Source organism: Rhodococcus sp. IEGM 1302 (assembly GCF_030056935.1).
In the GTDB taxonomy this organism is placed as follows: Bacteria; Actinomycetota; Actinomycetes; order Mycobacteriales; family Mycobacteriaceae; genus Rhodococcus_F; species Rhodococcus_F qingshengii.
The window spans coordinates 113552-130483 of the sequence record NZ_JASHKY010000012.1 but is presented as its reverse complement, the minus strand read 5'-3'; the positions used below and the strand labels follow the sequence as shown (position 1 = coordinate 130483).

At 62.4% G+C, this 16932-nt stretch carries 16 protein-coding genes; 6 read left to right on the top strand and 10 right to left on the bottom strand.

The window, feature by feature from the left end:
* Window positions 1-18 precede the first annotated feature (18 nt).
* Window positions 19-699, top strand: coding sequence for a TetR/AcrR family transcriptional regulator (locus tag QM609_RS18090; protein ID WP_007727412.1), 681 nt, complete (start codon window positions 19-21; stop codon window positions 697-699).
* 12 nt (window positions 700-711) lie between these two features.
* Here the strand turns inward: QM609_RS18090 and QM609_RS18085 are convergent, their stop codons facing one another.
* On the bottom strand, window positions 712-1623 hold the full coding sequence (locus QM609_RS18085) for a LysR family transcriptional regulator (protein ID WP_030535095.1): 912 nt from the start codon (window positions 1621-1623) through the stop codon (window positions 712-714).
* Window positions 1624-1714: 91 nt separating this feature from the next.
* On the opposite strand from QM609_RS18085, the gene QM609_RS18080 reads away from it, so the two are divergent.
* Together QM609_RS18080 and QM609_RS18075 are read left to right on the top strand one after the other, a co-directional pair.
* Window positions 1715-2800 (top strand): TDT family transporter, encoded by a 1086-nt coding sequence (locus QM609_RS18080; protein WP_042449826.1) that lies wholly within the window; start codon window positions 1715-1717, stop codon window positions 2798-2800.
* 74 nt (window positions 2801-2874) lie between these two features.
* The gene (locus QM609_RS18075) at window positions 2875-3516 is read left to right on the top strand and encodes a dihydrofolate reductase family protein (protein WP_050654852.1); all 642 of its coding nucleotides are present in this window, start codon (window positions 2875-2877) and stop codon (window positions 3514-3516) included.
* 47 nt (window positions 3517-3563) lie between these two features.
* Here the strand turns inward: QM609_RS18075 and QM609_RS18070 are convergent, their stop codons facing one another.
* Window positions 3564-3872 carry a rhodanese-like domain-containing protein gene (locus QM609_RS18070; RefSeq protein WP_003940684.1) on the bottom strand — a complete coding sequence of 103 codons (309 nt, stop codon included), beginning with the start codon at window positions 3870-3872 and terminating at the stop codon, window positions 3564-3566.
* Window positions 3873-3957: 85 nt separating this feature from the next.
* Between QM609_RS18070 and QM609_RS18065 the strand changes: the two genes are divergently transcribed.
* Both QM609_RS18065 and QM609_RS18060 read left to right on the top strand, forming a co-directional pair.
* Entirely contained in the window at window positions 3958-4797 is an 840-nt protein-coding gene (locus QM609_RS18065; protein WP_003941033.1) for a CPBP family intramembrane glutamic endopeptidase, read from the top strand.
* 33 nt (window positions 4798-4830) lie between these two features.
* Window positions 4831-5721, top strand: coding sequence for a dienelactone hydrolase family protein (locus QM609_RS18060; RefSeq protein WP_050654851.1), 891 nt, complete (start codon window positions 4831-4833; stop codon window positions 5719-5721).
* Here the strand turns inward: QM609_RS18060 and QM609_RS18055 are convergent.
* The 4 genes from QM609_RS18055 to QM609_RS18040 all read right to left on the bottom strand — a co-directional run bounded on the left by QM609_RS18055 (window position 5708) and on the right by QM609_RS18040 (window position 11426).
* Window positions 5708-6715, bottom strand: a complete 1008-nt coding sequence (locus QM609_RS18055; RefSeq protein WP_050654850.1) for a zinc-dependent alcohol dehydrogenase family protein — start codon at window positions 6713-6715, stop codon at window positions 5708-5710. The two genes, QM609_RS18060 and QM609_RS18055, sit on opposite strands and share 14 nt — an antisense overlap.
* 56 nt (window positions 6716-6771) lie before the next feature.
* A complete protein-coding gene (locus tag QM609_RS18050) occupies window positions 6772-7542 on the bottom strand; it encodes a glucose 1-dehydrogenase (RefSeq protein ID WP_003940866.1) in 771 nt (256 codons plus the stop codon).
* Window positions 7543-7556: 14 nt separating this feature from the next.
* Entirely contained in the window at window positions 7557-7904 is a 348-nt protein-coding gene (locus QM609_RS18045; protein WP_007727425.1) for a hypothetical protein, read from the bottom strand.
* A gap of 234 nt (window positions 7905-8138) precedes the next feature.
* Window positions 8139-11426, bottom strand: a complete 3288-nt coding sequence (locus QM609_RS18040) for an error-prone DNA polymerase (protein ID WP_050654849.1) — start codon at window positions 11424-11426, stop codon at window positions 8139-8141.
* 268 nt (window positions 11427-11694) lie between these two features.
* On the opposite strand from QM609_RS18040, the gene phoA reads away from it, so the two are divergent.
* A complete protein-coding gene (phoA, locus tag QM609_RS18035) occupies window positions 11695-13227 on the top strand; it encodes an alkaline phosphatase (RefSeq protein WP_003940796.1) in 1533 nt (510 codons plus the stop codon).
* Between the two features lie 31 nt (window positions 13228-13258).
* Here phoA and QM609_RS18030 read toward each other — a convergent pair whose 3' ends face one another.
* From QM609_RS18030 to QM609_RS18015, 4 genes are read right to left on the bottom strand one after another with little or no spacing between them, the layout of a single operon-like run.
* Entirely contained in the window at window positions 13259-14029 is a 771-nt protein-coding gene (locus QM609_RS18030; protein ID WP_050654848.1) for a (2Fe-2S)-binding protein, read from the bottom strand.
* Complete coding sequence (locus QM609_RS18025) at window positions 14026-14859, bottom strand: ABC transporter ATP-binding protein (RefSeq protein WP_082238961.1); 834 nt, start codon at window positions 14857-14859, stop codon at window positions 14026-14028. Before QM609_RS18025 ends, QM609_RS18030 begins: the two co-directional genes overlap by 4 nt.
* The gene (locus tag QM609_RS18020; RefSeq protein ID WP_050654847.1) at window positions 14856-15896 is read right to left on the bottom strand and encodes a FecCD family ABC transporter permease; all 1041 of its coding nucleotides are present in this window, start codon (window positions 15894-15896) and stop codon (window positions 14856-14858) included. The genes QM609_RS18025 and QM609_RS18020 overlap by 4 nt, the downstream gene beginning before the upstream one ends.
* Complete coding sequence (locus QM609_RS18015; RefSeq protein WP_042449828.1) at window positions 15893-16888, bottom strand: ABC transporter substrate-binding protein; 996 nt, start codon at window positions 16886-16888, stop codon at window positions 15893-15895. The genes QM609_RS18020 and QM609_RS18015 overlap by 4 nt, the downstream gene beginning before the upstream one ends.
* Window positions 16889-16932 lie beyond the last annotated feature (44 nt).

Here is a 16932-nt window from a genome sequence, read left to right as displayed (position 1 = left end):
CGTTCCAGATATGTCAAGATGGTTCGCATGGCGACCAGGAATCAGCGGACCGAACGACGTACGGATGCGCTCTCGAAGGAGCGAATCGTCGAGGCTGCGATCGAGATCCTCGACGACGAGGGCGAAGCCGCGCTGACATTTCGCGCGCTCTCCGCACGCCTGGCAACAGGTAGCGGGGCGATTTACTGGCACGTTGCCAACAAGAGCGAACTGCTCGCCGCGGCGACCGACGACGTCATCGCCCGCGTGACAACCGGTGCAACCGAAGGCGCAGCCCCACGGGAGGCGATCCGGACCATCACCCTCGGCGTGTTCGACGCGATCGACGCCCACCCCTGGGTCGGCACCCAACTCTCACGTGAACCGTGGCAATCAGCGGTGATGCAGATCTTCGAAAGTCTCGGCGAGCAACTCCAGGCGCTCGGCGTTCCCGAATCGGCACAGTTCGACTGCGCGTCCGCGCTCCTGAACTACGTGCTCGGTCTCGCCGGACAGTACGCCGCGGGCGCCCGTCTGCTCCCCCGTGAGACAGATCGGTCCGCTTTCCTCGCGGGCGTCGCCACGCGATGGGAAGAACTCGACTCTGCGAAGTACCCGTTCCTCAATCAGGTGACGGCGCAGTTGCGCGACCACGACGACCGAGAACAGTTTCTGGCAGGCATCGAGCTCATCCTCGCGGGGATCGACACCGTCCGATAGCGGCCGTAGCCGTCAGCGTGAATGAACAGCGGTGTTGGATCCGAGCGCTATGTCGAGGAAATCTCTTGCCGCACCGCGCAATCCGCGATCGGGATCCCAGACGGCTTGGAGTCGACGCGGCATCCGCAAGCCGTCGACGTTGACCGCGACCAGTCGGCCGTCCGTCAGGTCGGCGGCAACTGCCAGCGACGACAGAACAGCCGGGGCGTTGCCTGCCACCACCGCAGCCTTGACAGCGGTACACGAGGTGAGCTCGAGCAGCGGCGGCACACAATCGGGAACAGCATTCTCGAGCGTCAGGCGCGTACCGGACCCTGACTCGCGCTGAATCAGCGGTGTGCGTGCGAGTTCCTCGACCGGAACGGGCACACCATTCGCCCAGTCGTGTCCCGGCGGCACAACCACGACGAGGTGATCACGCGCTACTTCGCACGACGCGAGCGCCGACGGCACATCCGGCCCTTCGACAAATCCGATATCGGCCTGGCCGGCCTGAACTTGAGCAGAGACGTCCGAGGAATTGTGCAAGCTCACCGACGCCACGACGTTGGGGAACTTGTGCCGCATCGCGACCGTCCATCCGGGAACCAGATACTCGGCGATGGTCATGCTGGCGGCAACCGTGACGGCAGCATCACGTTCACCGCGAAGTGCGGCAACTCCCGATGCCATTTCCTCGGCACTGACGAGGATGTGACTTGCCCACTCGAGAATCAGACCGCCCTCGGCGGTGGGACGAACACCGGTCGCCGCTCGATCGAACACCTTGATTCCGAGTTGGCGTTCGACCGAACGCACCCGGGCGCTGACCGCCTGCTGACTGAGTCCGTGCTCCCGGCCGGCAGCACCCATGCTGCCCAGACGCCCTACGGAAAGGAGGACGTCGAGGGCACTGAGTTCTGGCACCCGAGGAGACAACGACATAGTCCCAAGATTAGACCCACAAGGCGAGTTTGTGGGCATTCAAGAACAACCGGTCTACCGGTACGGACCGGATGAGACGACAGTGAAATACATGACCACCACAACGAGTTCCACCTTCGCCCACATCACTCCGAACTGGTTCGCGGCAGCGATGGGAACGGGAATCGTGTCGGTGGCCGCCGCTTCGCTCGAACCGGAGATCGAGGGCTTGAAACTGGTCTCCGAGATCTTCTGGGTTCTGGCGGTTCTCGTACTGTGCGCCTTGATCGGAGCATTTGCCACCCATTGGTCACAACATCGATGTCAGGCCCTCGCCTACCTGCACAGCCCCGCGATGTTCCCCTTCTACGGCGCCGTCGCAATGGCACTGCTGACCGTGGGATCCGCAACCGGCATCACCGGCCCGGACTTCCTCGGCCACGACGTGGCGATCACCGTGTCGCTGACACTGTGGACACTCGGCACGGCACTCGGCCTGGTCACCTACGTCGTGATGATGATTCGACTCGTTCGAGATGCCGGGATGGCGACGGCAATGCCGTTCTGGCTCATGCCCGTCGTACCTCCGATGGTCTCGGCCACCACCGGCGCAGCGGTCAGCACCCACATGCCCGAAGGCGCTCCACGCATCGCGGTACTGGTTTTCTGCTACATCCTGTTCGCTCTGGCGCTGACCGCCGCCATCGGCATTCTGGTAGCCGTCGCCAGGCAGTTCGCACGCAACCGTTCGGCCGGCGTCGACGTGATCCCGTTCAATGCCATTCCCTCACTGTGGATTCCGTTGGGCGTGATCGGACAGTCGATCGCGGCATCCAACCTGTTGGCCGCCGCCTCACGGCATGCACTCAGCCCCGAGCATGCCGACACCCTGCACGAATTCGGGATCGCCTACGGAACCGTCGTCGGAATCATCGGCGTGATCGCGTTTGTCACCGTCACCGTCGTCACCATCCACGCACTGCGCCGCGGCTTGGACTTCTCGCTCGGCTGGTGGAGCTTCACCTTCCCCATCGGAGCATGTGCCGTCGGAGCGAATGCCTTCGGAGTCGCCACCGGTTCCACCCTGATCCTGGGAATCGCACTTGCCCTGCTGACCGTACTGATCCCCATCTGGGCAACCGTCGCGGTCAGGACCGTCCGGTCGATCCGCAGTGGAGTTCTACCGGCGGCTGCATGAATTCGCACCGATGAGTTTTGGCTCGCCGTACGGTCTGTACTCACGTAGACCATTGTCGAGAGCAGGAGTACACGGTGAGTCAGTTATTGCGAGTGCAGAATTTCGGCGTTTCCAGTGACGGAATAGCCTGCGGTCCGGACCAGAGCTTCGAGAGCCCGTTCGGCCTGGACCACGGTGAAATGTTTGCGTGGGCAGGAGCTACGGCCAGCTGGCCCAATCGCACCGATCCCGGCGGCAGCCGAGGCCTCGACGACTATTTCACGCGGGACTTCTCCAACAACATCGGCGCCGAAATCATGGGCCGCAACAAATTCTCACCCTACCGCGGCCCTTGGGAGAATCTCGAGTGGCAGGGCTGGTGGGGCGACGAGCCACCGTTCCACACCCCGGTTTTTGTCTTGACCCACCACGTGCGGCCGTCGTTCACGCTATCGGACACGACATTCCACTTCGTCGACGCCGACCCCGCGACGGCCCTCGCGCAGGCACGTGAGGCAGCGCAGGGCAAGGACGTTCGACTCGGCGGCGGAGTCAGCACTATCCGTGAATTCCTCGACGCCGATCTGGTCGACACGATGCACATCGCTGTCTCCCCGATCAAATTCGGATCCGGTCTACGACTGTGGGAGACACCTGACGAGTTACTCGACCGCTTCAACCTCGACGTTGTGCCGAGCCCGAGCGGCGTGACGCACCACCTGTTCTGGCGGAAGTGACGTGTTGGGGCAGCTCCGTAAACGGGAGCTGCCCCAACAGTTACGCACTATTCGCCGGTCTCGACCTGGCGCCCCGACTGGTACCACGCCATCGTTCCACCGGCCACCGAAACGGCATTGATGCCGCGAGCCTGCAGATACTCAGCGGCTTGCAAGCTCCGACCACCGACGGCGCAGATGATGTACACCGTTTCCGCGTCCGGAATTTCACCCACGCGAGAGACGAATTCGCTGAGCGGAATGAGCGTCGCACCGGGAACTCGGACCTGAGCGAACTCGTCGGCCTCACGGACGTCGATCAACGGCTCACCCGCTGCCAAAGCCGTGTCCAGTGCATTCAAATCGACTTCCAACATTTCTTCTGCGCCTGCCTTCGTGTTCGCTGCTGTCCGAATAGACGGTACCCGCGCGTTTTCGTGCAGCTCCCTTTACGATCTGACAATGACCAATACGGTTCCCGAAAAGTCCGGTTTTTGGAGTCGCCCCACCGTATGGAAAGTGCTCCTGCTGATCGTCGTCTACCTGGCGTTCTATCTTGCTGTCGGGCAGGTTACCTCCAGAGTTTTTGCAGACCAGATCGACACGGACAATGTCGTGGCAAGCGCCTCCAGCATCCTCCTCGGCGTCGCATTGCCCATCGCGATCGGCGGGATCGCCCTGCTGGTTTTCACGACAAAGGTCGGCTGGCTGCGCGGCGTCTTCGGCCCACAACCCATTCGTGGGCGCGGTTGGATGTGGATCGGTCCGATCATCGTGGTCGCCGCCATTGTTGCGCATCTGGCGGGAACCGATTGGAGCGCCTGGACCACCGGCGAGGTAATCGCCCTGCTGGTGCTCGGTGCGTGCGTCGGCCTGACCGAGGAATTGGCCACCCGTGGCCTGGCAGTGAAGATGCTGCGCGACGCCGGCCACCGCGAGCGCTTTGTCGCCGTCGTGTCTTCACTGGTGTTTGCACTCATGCACACGGTCAACCTGATCGCCGGGATGAAGCCGTCGACCGTCCTTGTCACCGTGGTCTACACCTTCGGTTTCGGTATGTGCATGTACCTGACAATGCGTGTGACGGGCACGATCTGGGCCGCAATCGTGTTACACGGCCTCACCGACCCCACCACAATTCTCTCGACCGGCGGGCTGGACACTTCGGTGACCACGGAAGTGAGCGGCGCCGCCGCCATCACCTCTCTACTGACGGTCCTCTTGGTCGTCTTCGGGGTGATCGCCGTCTTCCTCATCCGAGATCGAATCGGCGAAGAACGGCACACACCCGTCTCGGCCTGACCGACCGCGACTGTACAAGACATACTTGTGCCCATGCCTTCTCGAACCAAGTACTCGTTCGCCGTCGTGACTGCATCGTGTGTGCTGGCACTCTCCGGTGCCGTCACTCATGCCACCGCGGGGGTTCCGACAACTCCCGAAGTCGCGACCACCGAATCCATCGCGTCGGAATCGATCAGCGATCTGTATGCAGCCCAGGGCGCGCACGAAGTGGCTGCCGATTCAGTTCCCGGGTACCAACTGTTCTACCCAGCCGACTTGTCGTCTGATGGCAATCGGCATCCCGTCGTCACCTTCGGCAACGGCAGCTATGCGACTTACGAAGAGTACGAAGCGCTCCTGCAGCATCTCGCTTCTTGGGGTTTTGTCGTTGTGGTGGCCGACAGCAGCGTCACCGGCGACGGGACGGAGATCTTGGGGGCTGCCCAGTACGTCGTCGATCAGAACACCAACGCTGAGAGCATTTTTCACCAGCGGATCGACACCGACAACATTGCCTCGGTCGGACACTCCCAGGGCGCCGGTGGCGCGATCAACGCGGCAACCCAGTCCGCGAATCTGATCACCGCCACGGCGGTACTCGATTTGCCTGACCCGTGGTGGGCCTCGCGACCTGTCGACGTGATCGACGTGGCCCAGTTGACCGGACCGACGTTCTTCATGACCGGCGCCGACGACCCGGTCTCCACCGCCGATCCGCAAGCCGAGTACTTCGACAAAACCGCCGGACCGGCGGTCCGCGGCAGACTGCTTGGTGTCGGCCACAATTGGGCCGCAGACGGCGAAGGATTCCGGGGCTACCTCACCGCATGGCTGAGATTCACCCTCAGCGGCGACCAGACTGCCGCACGTGCATTTGTCGGCGACTCGGCGGAAATCCTCACCGATCCCAGTTGGGACCGGCAAGCGATCAAGGGTTTGTGATGACGATCTTGCCGTAGGCCTGCCCGGATTTCTGCTGCTCGAAAGCATCAGCGAGGTGGTCGAGGCTGTAGGAAGAATCTATGACGGGACGAAACGCCAGGCTCTCCAGCCCGGCGACCATCTCCTCCTGATGTGCACGACTGCCCACCAGAACACCTTCGATGGTGACCTGTTTAATCAGTAGCGAAGTCAGGTCGATCGACGACGACGGGCCGTTCATGATTCCCAGCGCACAGATCCGCCCGCCGGGTCGGACTGCAGCGAGAGATTGACCGAGCGTGGAAGGCCCGCCGACGTCGAGGACGAGATCGATTCCGCCGCTGAGCCGCATCGCCTCCGATCCCCAGTCCGGGCGCTCGCGGTAGTTGACCACGTGATCGGCACCGAGTTCGGTCAATCGAGCCATCTTGTCGGGGGCCGACGAGGTTGCGATCACCTGGGCTCCAACAGCTTTGGCCAGCTGGACGGCAAACAACGCTACCGTGCTGGTCCCAGGGATCAACACCGACGACCCTGGGATGATCGGGACTCCGGCAAATAGTGCGCGCCACGCTGACAATCCCGCGGTGGGCAAGGTAGCGGCTTCCTCGTAGGTGTAGTTTCGCGGCATCACTGTCACAGCAGATACCGGCACGGTGACGGTGTCGCGGGCGAACCCGTCGACACCGTCACCCGGCGAATTTCCGAATCCGTCGAAATCCGGTGTGCCGCTCCGCCAATGCGGCAAATAGGTGCTCATCACGCGATCTCCGACGCTGAACTGTGTTACGCCGTCTCCGACCGCAACGACCTCCCCGGCAGCATCGGACAACAGGATCCGCGGACCGTCGGTTGCTATCTCTCCGGTCGCCACGAGGTAGTCATGGTGGTTGAGCGAATTCGCGTGGATCGCGATCGTCACCTCACCCGCACCCGGGCCCGGGGTCTCGATCGTCCTCGATTCGAGGTTGTTCAATCCTCCAGGCGGGAGTACGTACACGGCGCGGTTGGTCATGGTGTGGATCCTCGCACGAATGGTGATCGGGTGACGTTCGGAAAGGGTTCTACTGCTCAGAGGAGAGAAGCGGTGAACCCTCCGTCGAGAACCAGGCTGCTGCCGTTGCACCACGACGACTGGTCGCTCGCAAAGAACACTGCGGCGGCGGCAACTTCCTCGGTCCGGCCATAGCGCGTCTGCTTCGTGACCATCAAGTCGTCGAATCCCCCGGACTCGAGGCCGAGGGCATTCTCGAAATCCTGCTGGTGACTCTTGACCAGGTCGGTATCGATGAATCCGGGCAGCAATGCATTCGCGCGGATTCCGTGGAAGCGAAGTTCGGCTGACAGGGTTTCGGTGAGATTGCGAACTGCTGCTTTGGCTGCGGCATAGCTGCCGATCAAAGGCGAGCCGGTGGTCGACGAGATCGACGAGATGTTCACGATCGAACCGCCACCGGATGCGACGAGAGCGGGCAGCGAATGACGCACTGTCAAGAACACTCCATCGAGGTTGACCGACATCACTTTCCGCCAGTCCTCGAACGAGGTCTCGATCAGCGGGGTCGTGGTGGCGATACCGGCGTTGGGTACTACGACGTTCAGTCCGCCGAACTCTTCGACCGCTCTGGCGACGAGATCCTTGACCTGCTGTTCGTCGGTGACATCAGTTGTGACAGCGATAGCTCCGTCGATCGAGTCCGCCACTGCCTGTGCTGCGCCACCGTTGATGTCGGAGACCACGACCCTCGCGCCCTCCGCCCCGAACGCCCGGGCAATGGCGGCGCCGATTCCGGCACCTGCGCCGGTGACAATTGCAACTTTGTTCGCGAGAAGATCGGACATGTCAGCGTTCCCCTTCAATTCTCGGTCGGGACGTAGAAAAGCAATTCGGGTCCGGTGTCGCCGGTGGTCGCGATGGCCTCGGACATGTCGAGAGTTCCGTCGCCCAAAGCACTTCCCAACGCCTGCGCGGTGCCCGCGAGATCTTCCGTGTCGAGTTGATAGATGCTCAGGTAGCGGCGCGCGGGCAATGCATCCTCGGGCAGCAACTGCACATCCGCCAGGAAGAATCTGGAGGCGGAGACAACTCCGGGCACTCGTTCGACGACCTGCGGAATATGCACGTCGTCGTACCAGCGGTTGAACGCATCCTCCGAAGACGGATCGGCGGGGTGTACGTGTGCGACGAGAATCGCTGTGCTCATGAAGTTCCTCTTCGACTCGAAGTGCTTTTGGTTCAGCGCGTTTGGAAGGCGACGATATTCACGCGCAAGGCAACTGACCGCGGCTGCGTGTGGTGAATCGATCGCGTTCAAGCGACAACCCTAGGGAGCAAATGTGACCCGCACCATATGCTCGGAGGTCAGAGTTGAGCTCCACATTTGTCCTCTCGGCACAAAACTGTCTCTCGGCACTAACACGGTGGCCAGAATCAGGCGTTAACGGAAGTCTCGCGATTTGGCCGTGACTCGCAGATCCATCAGCTGCATCCGGTCTGCCACGACGGTGACAGCGCCTTCTGCATTCTGCACCTTCCCTCGAATAAGCAACGCCGGCGCCGTATTTGCCAATTTTCGGTACTTTGCCCACAACCCCACCGAACACACGACGTTGACCATGCCGGTTTCGTCCTCGAGGTTGATGAACGTGACGCCCGCAGCTGTGGCCGGACGCTGCCGGTGTGTGACTGCTCCCCCCACCAGCACACGGTCACCGTCCGGGATGTCGAGAAGTCTCGACGCCGGCACCACGCCGAGCGCGTCGAGCTGTGGGCGGAGGAATTGTGTCGGGTACGTGTCGGGAGATACTCCTGTCGCCCAGACATCCGCCGCCGCCAATTCGACGTCGCTCATGCCGGGCAAGGTGGGAGCTGTGACCGACGCACCGATACCGGGCAAGCGGTCGGGGCGCTCCCCCGCCGCAGCGCCCGCTGCCCACAGCGCTTCTCTACGCGAGATACCGAAGCTGGCTAGCGCACCGGCGGTCGCCAGCGATTCAGCTTGTGCGGTAGTCAGTTCCACCCGCCCCGTCAGATCGAGAAACGACGTGAACGGTCCACCGAGGTCGCGCTGTTCGACAATTTTCTCGGCGAGTGCATCGCCGATGTTGCGCACTTCCCCCAGCCCCAGCCGAACCTCGAATCCACCTGCCTCGACGGTGGCATGCGCGAGGCTGACATTGATGTCTGCACCGTGTACCTGCACTCCGTGCCGGCGCGCATCGGCGACCAAGGACTGCGGCGAGTAGAAACCCATGGGCTGCGCGCGCAGAAGTCCGGCGCAGAACGCAGCGGGATGATGAAGTTTGAACCACGAGGAGTAGAAGACCAGCGCGGCAAAACTCTGTGAATGGCTTTCCGGGAAACCGAAATTAGCGAATGCATAAAGCTTTTCGTAGATCCGGTCGGCAACCTCGTCACCGATGCCGTGTAGGTCTCGCATGCCCTGATAGAACCTCGCGCGCAGTTGTTCCATCTTCTCGGTGGAGCGTTTCGATCCCATTGCCCGACGCAATTGATCGGCCTCGGACGGCGTGAAGCCCGCAACGTCGACAGCCATCTGCATCAACTGTTCCTGGAACAGCGGAACCCCCAACGTGCGTTCGAGTGCCTTCTCGAGCGACGGATGGTCGTAGGACACAGGTTCGAGTTTGTTGCGCCGACGAATGTACGGATGCACTGATCCGCCTTGAATCGGCCCCGGACGGATGAGCGCGACCTCGACTACCAGGTCGTAGAAGTTTCGAGGCTTCAGGCGCGGCAGTGTCGCCATCTGCGCACGTGATTCCACTTGGAACACACCCACCGAATCTGCCCGCTGCAACATCTCGTACACCGCTGTTTCCGACAGATCGAGTTGCGCCAAATCGACTGTGATGCCTTTGTGTTCGGCCACCAGATCCATCATGTAGTGCAAAGCTGAGAGCATGCCGAGGCCGAGCAGATCGAACTTGACCAGCCCAGCGGCAGCGCAATCGTCCTTGTCCCATTGCAGGACACTGCGATTGGCCATCCGCGCCCACTCCACCGGGCAGACGTCGGCGATGGGACGATCGCAGATGACCATGCCGCCCGAGTGGATACCGAGGTGCCGCGGATAGCCTTCGATCTGCGCCGCCAGTTCGAGTACCGGACGCGGAATATCGGTATCCGCATTCTTGTCGATACCGCCCCACCGGCCGACCTGCTTACTCCACGCATCTTGCTGGCCCTGCGAAAAGCCCAGCGCCCGAGCCATGTCCCGCACCGACGACTTTCCTCGATAGGTGATGACATTGGCTACCTGCGCGGCATACGTACGCCCGTACTTCGCGTACACGTGCTGGATCGCCTCTTCCCGGCGGTCGGACTCGATGTCCACGTCGATGTCCGGCGGGCCGTCACGTTCAGGCGCAAGAAACCTCTCGAACAGCAGTTTGTTGCGAACCGGATCGACATTGGTGATGCCGATCGCGTAACACACCGCCGAGTTCGCAGCGGAACCTCTTCCCTGACAGAGGATGTCGTTGTTCTTGCAGAACGACACGATGTCATGCACCACCAGGAAATATCCGGGAAAGTTCAATCCCTCGATGATGGCAAGTTCATGTTCGAGCTGTTTGTATGCCTTCGGTGCACCTTCCGGCGGTCCGTAGCGTTCCAGCGCCCCCACCATGGTGAGCTCACGCAACCACGACGCCTCGGTATGCCCGGCTGGCACGTCGAACGGTGGCAATTTGGGCGCGATGAGCTTGAGATCGAAAGCGCACTCACGACCAAGATCGGCGGCACCACTGACAGCCTCGGGATAGAGCGAGAACAGTGCCGCCATCTCCGCGCCGGACCGCAGGTGCGCTCCGCCGGTAGGGGCCAACCATCCTGCTGCCTCGTCCAAGCTTTGACGCGACCGTACAGCCGCCATTGCCATGGCGAGGCGTCGACGCGGAGGAGCGGCGAAGTGCGCGGCGGTGGTCGCCACCGTACGTAGTCCATGCTCTCTCGCCAATTCGGCCAGAACGGCATTGCGCTCGTCGTCCTCCGCCAACCCATGATGAGTGAGTTCCACCGACACTCGCTCCGCCCCGAAACGCTCGACCAGATCCCCCAAGGCATCCGCCGCTGCTTCGCGACCACCCGACGTCAAGGCTTGCCGCACATGACCTTTCCGGCACCCGGTCAGGATCTGCCAGTGGCCACCGGCTGCTTCGGTCAGCACGTCGTAGTCGTACTGCAGTTTGCCCTTCTCGCCGCCCGCCAGATGCGCGGCAGCGATCTCCCGCGAGAGCCGGCGATACCCTTCCTGCCCACGGGCAAGTACCAGGAGGTGCGTTCCACCGGGATCTGCCGTGCCGGTTCTGGGTACCGAATCCAGAGACAACTCGGCCCCGAACACGGTGCGCATTCCCCATTCACGTGCGGCTTCCGCAAACCTCACCACGCCGTAGAAGCCGTCGTGATCGGTGACGGCGATAGCTTCGAGCCCGAGACGCACTGCTTCCTCGACCAGCTCTTCCGGCGGTGATGCACCGTCGAGGAAACTGAAGGCCGAGTGAGCGTGCAGTTCTGCGTAAGGAATTACACCGGCACCACGGGTGAGCTCGCCCGCGTGGTACTCGCCGCGCTTTCTTGACCAGGCGGGGCTGTCGCTTCCATCGCCCGGAAACAAATCCTCGTGTTCCACACGGCCGGGTCGTCCGGAAAGCACCCGTTCCATCTCGGACCACGTCGGCGGCCCATTTCCCCAACCCACACTGACCTCGCACCTGATCGAGTCGGCCGTCAGGGACGACCGACTGCTCGAGGATGCCGAAAGGGAAGACGCACCACATGCATCGAACTGATGTTCGATGCAGATTCAGTCTGACAGGTCACTCACCCACAGTCAACAGAGCGAATCTCAACCCTCACCGTCTCGTCACATTCAGATGTACGCATGTCTGCACTCCGTTCACTTTCGCCCCAGATCATTAGCGGCGTTCATAATCTCCATCCATACTGTTTCCAGGAGTACTACTCGTATGTCGTTCTCGCGCAACACACGTAGGTTGACGGCCGTCGCCGGCGCCGTCGCCGTTCTGGCCGCTGCCGGCTGCAGCAGCAGCGCCGACGAGGCCACCGGCTCGAACGGCGCGACCGTCGATCGCGCCGCGACCGGCGAACTGTCCTCGAACGGTGGCGCTCGTCGCATCGACGGTGATCAGTCGGCCGCAGTGCGCGACGCCGTCAATGCCTCCGGCGCGAAGAACGTCATCCTCCTGATCGGGGACGGCATGGGCGACTCGGAGATCACCGCCGCACGCAACTACGCCGAAGGCGCTGCGGGCAGCTTCCCCGGCCTCGACGCCCTGCCGATCACCGGCCAGTACACGCACTACGCACTGACCAAGGACGGCAAGCCCGACTACGTCACCGACTCCGCAGCCAGCGGATCGGCATGGTCCACCGGCACCAAGACCTACAACGGCGCGATTTCCGTCGACATCAAGGGGCAGGCCCAGTCGACCGTCCTCGAGATCGCCAAGGCGAACGGCAAGGCCACCGGCAACGTCTCCACCGCCGAGGTGCAGGACGCCACCCCCGCAGTGCAGGTCGCGCACGTCAGTGGCCGCAAGTGCTACGGACCGGAGGCGACGTCCAAGTCCTGCCCGGAGAACGCCCTCGAGAACGGCGGCAAGGGATCGATCAGCGAACAGCTCCTCGACACCCGCGCCGACGTCACCTTTGCCGGCGGCGCCAAGTCCTTCGCCGAGACTGCGAAAGCCGGTGACTGGCAAGGCAAGACACTCAATGAGCAGGCCGCCGCCCGTGGCTACCAGCTGGTGAAGAACGCCGCCGAGATGAACGAGGTCGGCAAGGCCGATCAGGATGCACCCGTGCTCGGCTTGTTCGCCGACGGCAACATGCCCGTCCGCTGGGAAGGATCCGTCGCCACCCGCGACGGTTACCTGCAGCCCGCCGAAACCTGCGTCGACAACCCCAAGCGAACCTCCGACGTACCCAAGCTCGCGGACATGACTCAGAAGGCCATCGACCTACTGAAGGTCAACGACAACGGATTCTTCCTCCAGGTCGAAGGTGCCTCGATCGACAAGCAGGATCACGCAGCCAACGCATGCGGTCAGATCGGTGAAACCGTCGACCTCGACGAAGCTGTGCAGAAGGCACTCGAATTTGCGAAGACCGACGGAGAAACCCTGGTCATCGTCACAGCCGACCACGCTCACACCAGCCAGATCGTCACCAATGTCAGCGCCGACGACATCGCCACCATCGCCAAGGACCAGAACATCCCGGTCGAGCGCGCCCAGGAAATCGTCTACCCCGGCCTGACCCGCAAGCTGACCACCAAGGACGGCTCGGAGATGACGATCAGCTACGGAACGTCCGAGGATCCGGCCGTCGAGTCCGAAGGACACACCGGAACTCAGTTGCGCGTAGCAGCTTTCGGCCCGCATGCGGCCAACGTCAGCGGTCTCACGGACCAGACCGACCTGTTCTTCACGATGACCGACGCGCTGGGACTCGACCGTTCCAAGGTCGCAGCTCACTGATCCGATAACACCTGAATCCGCCCACCCACAGTCACACCAGAGCAGCCAAGGCGCGCACCCGATCTTCGGGTGCGCGCTTCGGGCAACTGGTGCATTTGCCTTCACCGGGTACCTCGTAGATCAGGCAGCACGACGCCCGCTGCGTGAATCTGCGTCGCCCGAATGCCACCGGCGTCAATGGATTTCTTACGCGCACAGCAGATTCTCTGCGATCCACGTCCACGAAACGCGGGACCGGAATGCCCGGGTTCTCACCGCGGAGAACTTCGATCAGACCGGCCGCAAATGCACTTCCGCGCTCCCGCGCATTACCGGCGGCATCGAGGCTGCGATTGGCGATGGAGTCCGTTGTGATCGCCCACAGCGCCTGCTGCCGAACGCCGGACACCTCGGCGAGTACCTCGATCACGGGATTGAGCGAGCGGAACATCGCGTGGCCCAACTCCGCCACACTCCGCGAGATCGGAATGACCGATCCGGCAGCAAAACCGCCCAGATAGCCGTTGTCACGCAAGAAGATCCGCCCACCGTCCAACGATGGATCGGCCGCGAACCCGGTGACCATCCCGGTTCCGATCGGAATGCCGGTCAGCGTCGAGCTGGCCGAGTACCACCACAACGTGCCGTTCACTCGACTGTCCGCACTCCCCCATCGCTCTGCCGTATCGGCGACACGTGCTGCCAACCACTGGGGGTCGGTCATCAACACCGCGGGCACCGTATCCGGATACGCGCTCAGGTTGTCGAAGAACGGCACAGCTACTGCCATACGGGCGTAGATCCCGGCCACCGATTCCGTCATGCCAGCCCCAATATCTCCATCCGCGGACGTACTCCGCGTTCGACTCGCGCCCTGATGCCGAAAACCTCGGCCAACAACGGCTCGTCCAACACCTCGACCGTAGACCCACACGCGCGGAGTTCACCTTCGGTGAGCACGGCAAGGTTGTCGCAGTACTCGACTGCCAACCGTAGATCGTGCATCGTGACCACAACTGCGAGCCCCGCCGACGCAAGTTCGGTAAGCAGTTCCATCACGATCAACTGGTGACGAAGATCGAGATGATTGGTCGGCTCGTCCAACAACAGAACCTTGGGCTCCTGAGCCAATGCGCGAGCTATCGAGACACGTTGCCGCTCACCACCCGACAGGGTCGATACGTCTCGTCCGGCAAGCTCGACCAAACCGACCTGCTCGATGCACCGGTCCACGATGGCGGTATCGCGCTCCGTGCTTCGGTCCAACCAGCTGCGGTGCGGAGTTCGTCCGAGCGCGATCGATTCACGAACCGACAGTCCTGCCGAGACAGTGGGTTCTTGAACACTTGCCGAGACAGTTCGGGCGATGTCCTTACGCGAGAGCGTCGTCGAGTCGACTTGATCGATCAGAACTGCGCCACCTGTCGGCGTCAAAGCGTTGTAGCAGCAGCGCAGCGCCGTCGTCTTGCCACTGCCGTTCGGCCCGACCAAGCCCAATATTTCACCGGACTTGACTGCGAAAGTGATGCCGCGCAACACTTCGCGATTTCCGAGCCGCGCCCGGGTCTCGACGAGTTCGAGCAGGGGCGCAGTTTCGGAGTCTTTCGGGAGTGCCACTGTTCTGGCCTGTGTCACTGTTCTGGCCTGTGTCACTGTTCGAGCCTCCGATACTGCCGGTAGAGCATCCAGACGAAGATCGGTGCACCCACGAGGGCCGTGATCACTCCGACCGGAACTTCAGTGGATTGTGCCACCGAGCGCGCAGCGGTATCCGCGGCAACCATCGCGACGGCGCCCAGCAGGGCTGCAGCAGGGAGCAGTCGAATTGCTCTGGTGCCGACGATGAAGCCGGCCAGATGCGGGATCAGCAGACCGATGAAACCGATTCCACCGGCAACGCTGACTGCTGCGCCCGCCAGTACGGAGACCGCGAGCAAGGACAACACACGGAACCGTCGGACGTTCATACCGAGTGCAGCGGCCCCGTCGTCACCGGTCTGCAAAACGTCCATCCATCGCGAACTGAACAGAAGGGCTGTGCCGACGACGGCCAGTGTGATCGTCGGGAAGATCAGCGTCGACCATCGTGCATCACCGAATCCGCCGGCAATCCAGTGCATCACCGACGTCACGTGCCGATCATCGGCCAATACCAGGATGCAAAAGGTGATGAGCGCCGAGAATATCTGGGCGAGCGCGACACCCACCAAAATGATCGCGGTCGGCTGCGGATACCGGCCGCCGATCAGCAGTGCGAGAAACAACGGGATCATCGCCCCGACGAATGCTGCGACCGGAATCGTGAAAACCCCGAGGAGGCCGGCGCCGAAACCCAGCACCGACACGAGCACCACCATGAATCCCGCGCCCGACGAGACTCCGAGCAGATACGGGTCGGCAAGAGGATTCCGTGTGACAGCCTGAGCAACAGCACCCGACATCGCCAACGAAGCACCCACCACCGCGGCAGTGAGTGCACGTGGCAGGCGGGAGTCGATCACGATCGACTCCCGCGCCGCGGTCCACCACGTCTCGAAAGTCCCTGGCGCCAAACGGGCTCCGACTATCGCCCAGACGTCACCGACGGGAATGCGAACCGATCCCAAGGAGACGGCCAACCCCAGGACGATCGCCAAGGCGACCGCCAAGCCGACAAGCAGGGCGCCGTACCCGTAACGCGTGCGGGTCACTTCGCCGCGTCAGCGCCTGAATGGAAGGCTGTTGCGATGGTCTGTGCCGAACGCACCAACCGTGAACTCTCGAACAGGTCAGCGAGAGGAACCACGACGAACCGGTTCTGCTGCACAGCAGGGGTGGTCGCCATCAACGGCTGGGCACGGAGGAAGTCGATCTTCTGCTCGGCGGTCTTGTCGCCGTAGTCGATGACCACGATTGCCTGGGGTGCACGCTCGGCAACAGCTTCCCACGATGCGTCGATGTAGGGCTTTGTCCCTTCGGCGAAGATGTTCGAGACGCCGGAGTATTCCGCGACCAATTGACCGACGCCGACTCCGCCGATGGTCGTCGGAACCTGGTCACCGCTGTCGTAGAAGAAGGTCGGTACCGGCGCCGCGTCTCCGACCGAAGCGCGGACGGAATCGAGACCATCGCTGATCTCCTCTGCGACCTCGCGGGCGGAATCTTCGACGCCCAGGACTCGACCGAGTTGCGTGTAGTCGTTCTCGAGCAATCCGATGTCGGGGAAACCGGTGCCACAGTATTCCGAGAAGAGGAAGGTGTTGATTCCGCGCTCGCCGAAAGCGTCTCGGGAACGGCCTTGCTTCTCGTTGAAGGCACTGGTCATTCCTCCGACCACGAAGTCCGGATCGACGTCGAGAACCTGCTCCATGCTGGGGAACGTATCGGAGAGGCTGGGAATCTTGTTGAATACATCGGCGGTCTCGGCAGTTGGCGGGTTGTCGCTGTACGCCCGCCCGACAATCCGATCACCCGCGCCGATCTCGATGAGGGCTTCGGTGACGTGTCCGTTCAAAGACACGATGCGCTGCGGCGGCGAATCGAAGGTCATCTCGCGATCGCAGTTGGTCACGGACACCGGCTGTGCGAAGGATTCCGCAGCAGACGCCGACTCTGATTCCTGACCTTTGGAACAACCTGCCGAAACCAAGGCGACCGCGATGAGAACAGCGGCGGCGCGGGACGGGGAGAACTGAAGTGACACGGGACCTCGTAAGGGCTCTGAGCCACGAATGAGGATCCGACAGA

Coding starts and splice junctions, on each gene's coding strand:
- QM609_RS18090 (WP_007727412.1), top strand. CDS start 19: ATGGTTCGCATGGCGACCAGGAATCAGCGGACCGAACGACGTACGGAT.
- QM609_RS18085 (WP_030535095.1), bottom strand. CDS start 1,623: ATGTCGTTGTCTCCTCGGGTGCCAGAACTCAGTGCCCTCGACGTCCTC.
- QM609_RS18080 (WP_042449826.1), top strand. CDS start 1,715: ATGACCACCACAACGAGTTCCACCTTCGCCCACATCACTCCGAACTGG.
- QM609_RS18070 (WP_003940684.1), bottom strand. CDS start 3,872: ATGTTGGAAGTCGATTTGAATGCACTGGACACGGCTTTGGCAGCGGGT.
- QM609_RS18065 (WP_003941033.1), top strand. CDS start 3,958: ATGACCAATACGGTTCCCGAAAAGTCCGGTTTTTGGAGTCGCCCCACC.
- QM609_RS18060 (WP_050654851.1), top strand. CDS start 4,831: ATGCCTTCTCGAACCAAGTACTCGTTCGCCGTCGTGACTGCATCGTGT.
- QM609_RS18055 (WP_050654850.1), bottom strand. CDS start 6,715: ATGACCAACCGCGCCGTGTACGTACTCCCGCCTGGAGGATTGAACAAC.
- QM609_RS18050 (WP_003940866.1), bottom strand. CDS start 7,542: ATGTCCGATCTTCTCGCGAACAAAGTTGCAATTGTCACCGGCGCAGGT.
- QM609_RS18045 (WP_007727425.1), bottom strand. CDS start 7,904: ATGAGCACAGCGATTCTCGTCGCACACGTACACCCCGCCGATCCGTCT.
- phoA (WP_003940796.1), top strand. CDS start 11,695: ATGTCGTTCTCGCGCAACACACGTAGGTTGACGGCCGTCGCCGGCGCC.
- QM609_RS18030 (WP_050654848.1), bottom strand. CDS start 14,029: ATGACGGAATCGGTGGCCGGGATCTACGCCCGTATGGCAGTAGCTGTG.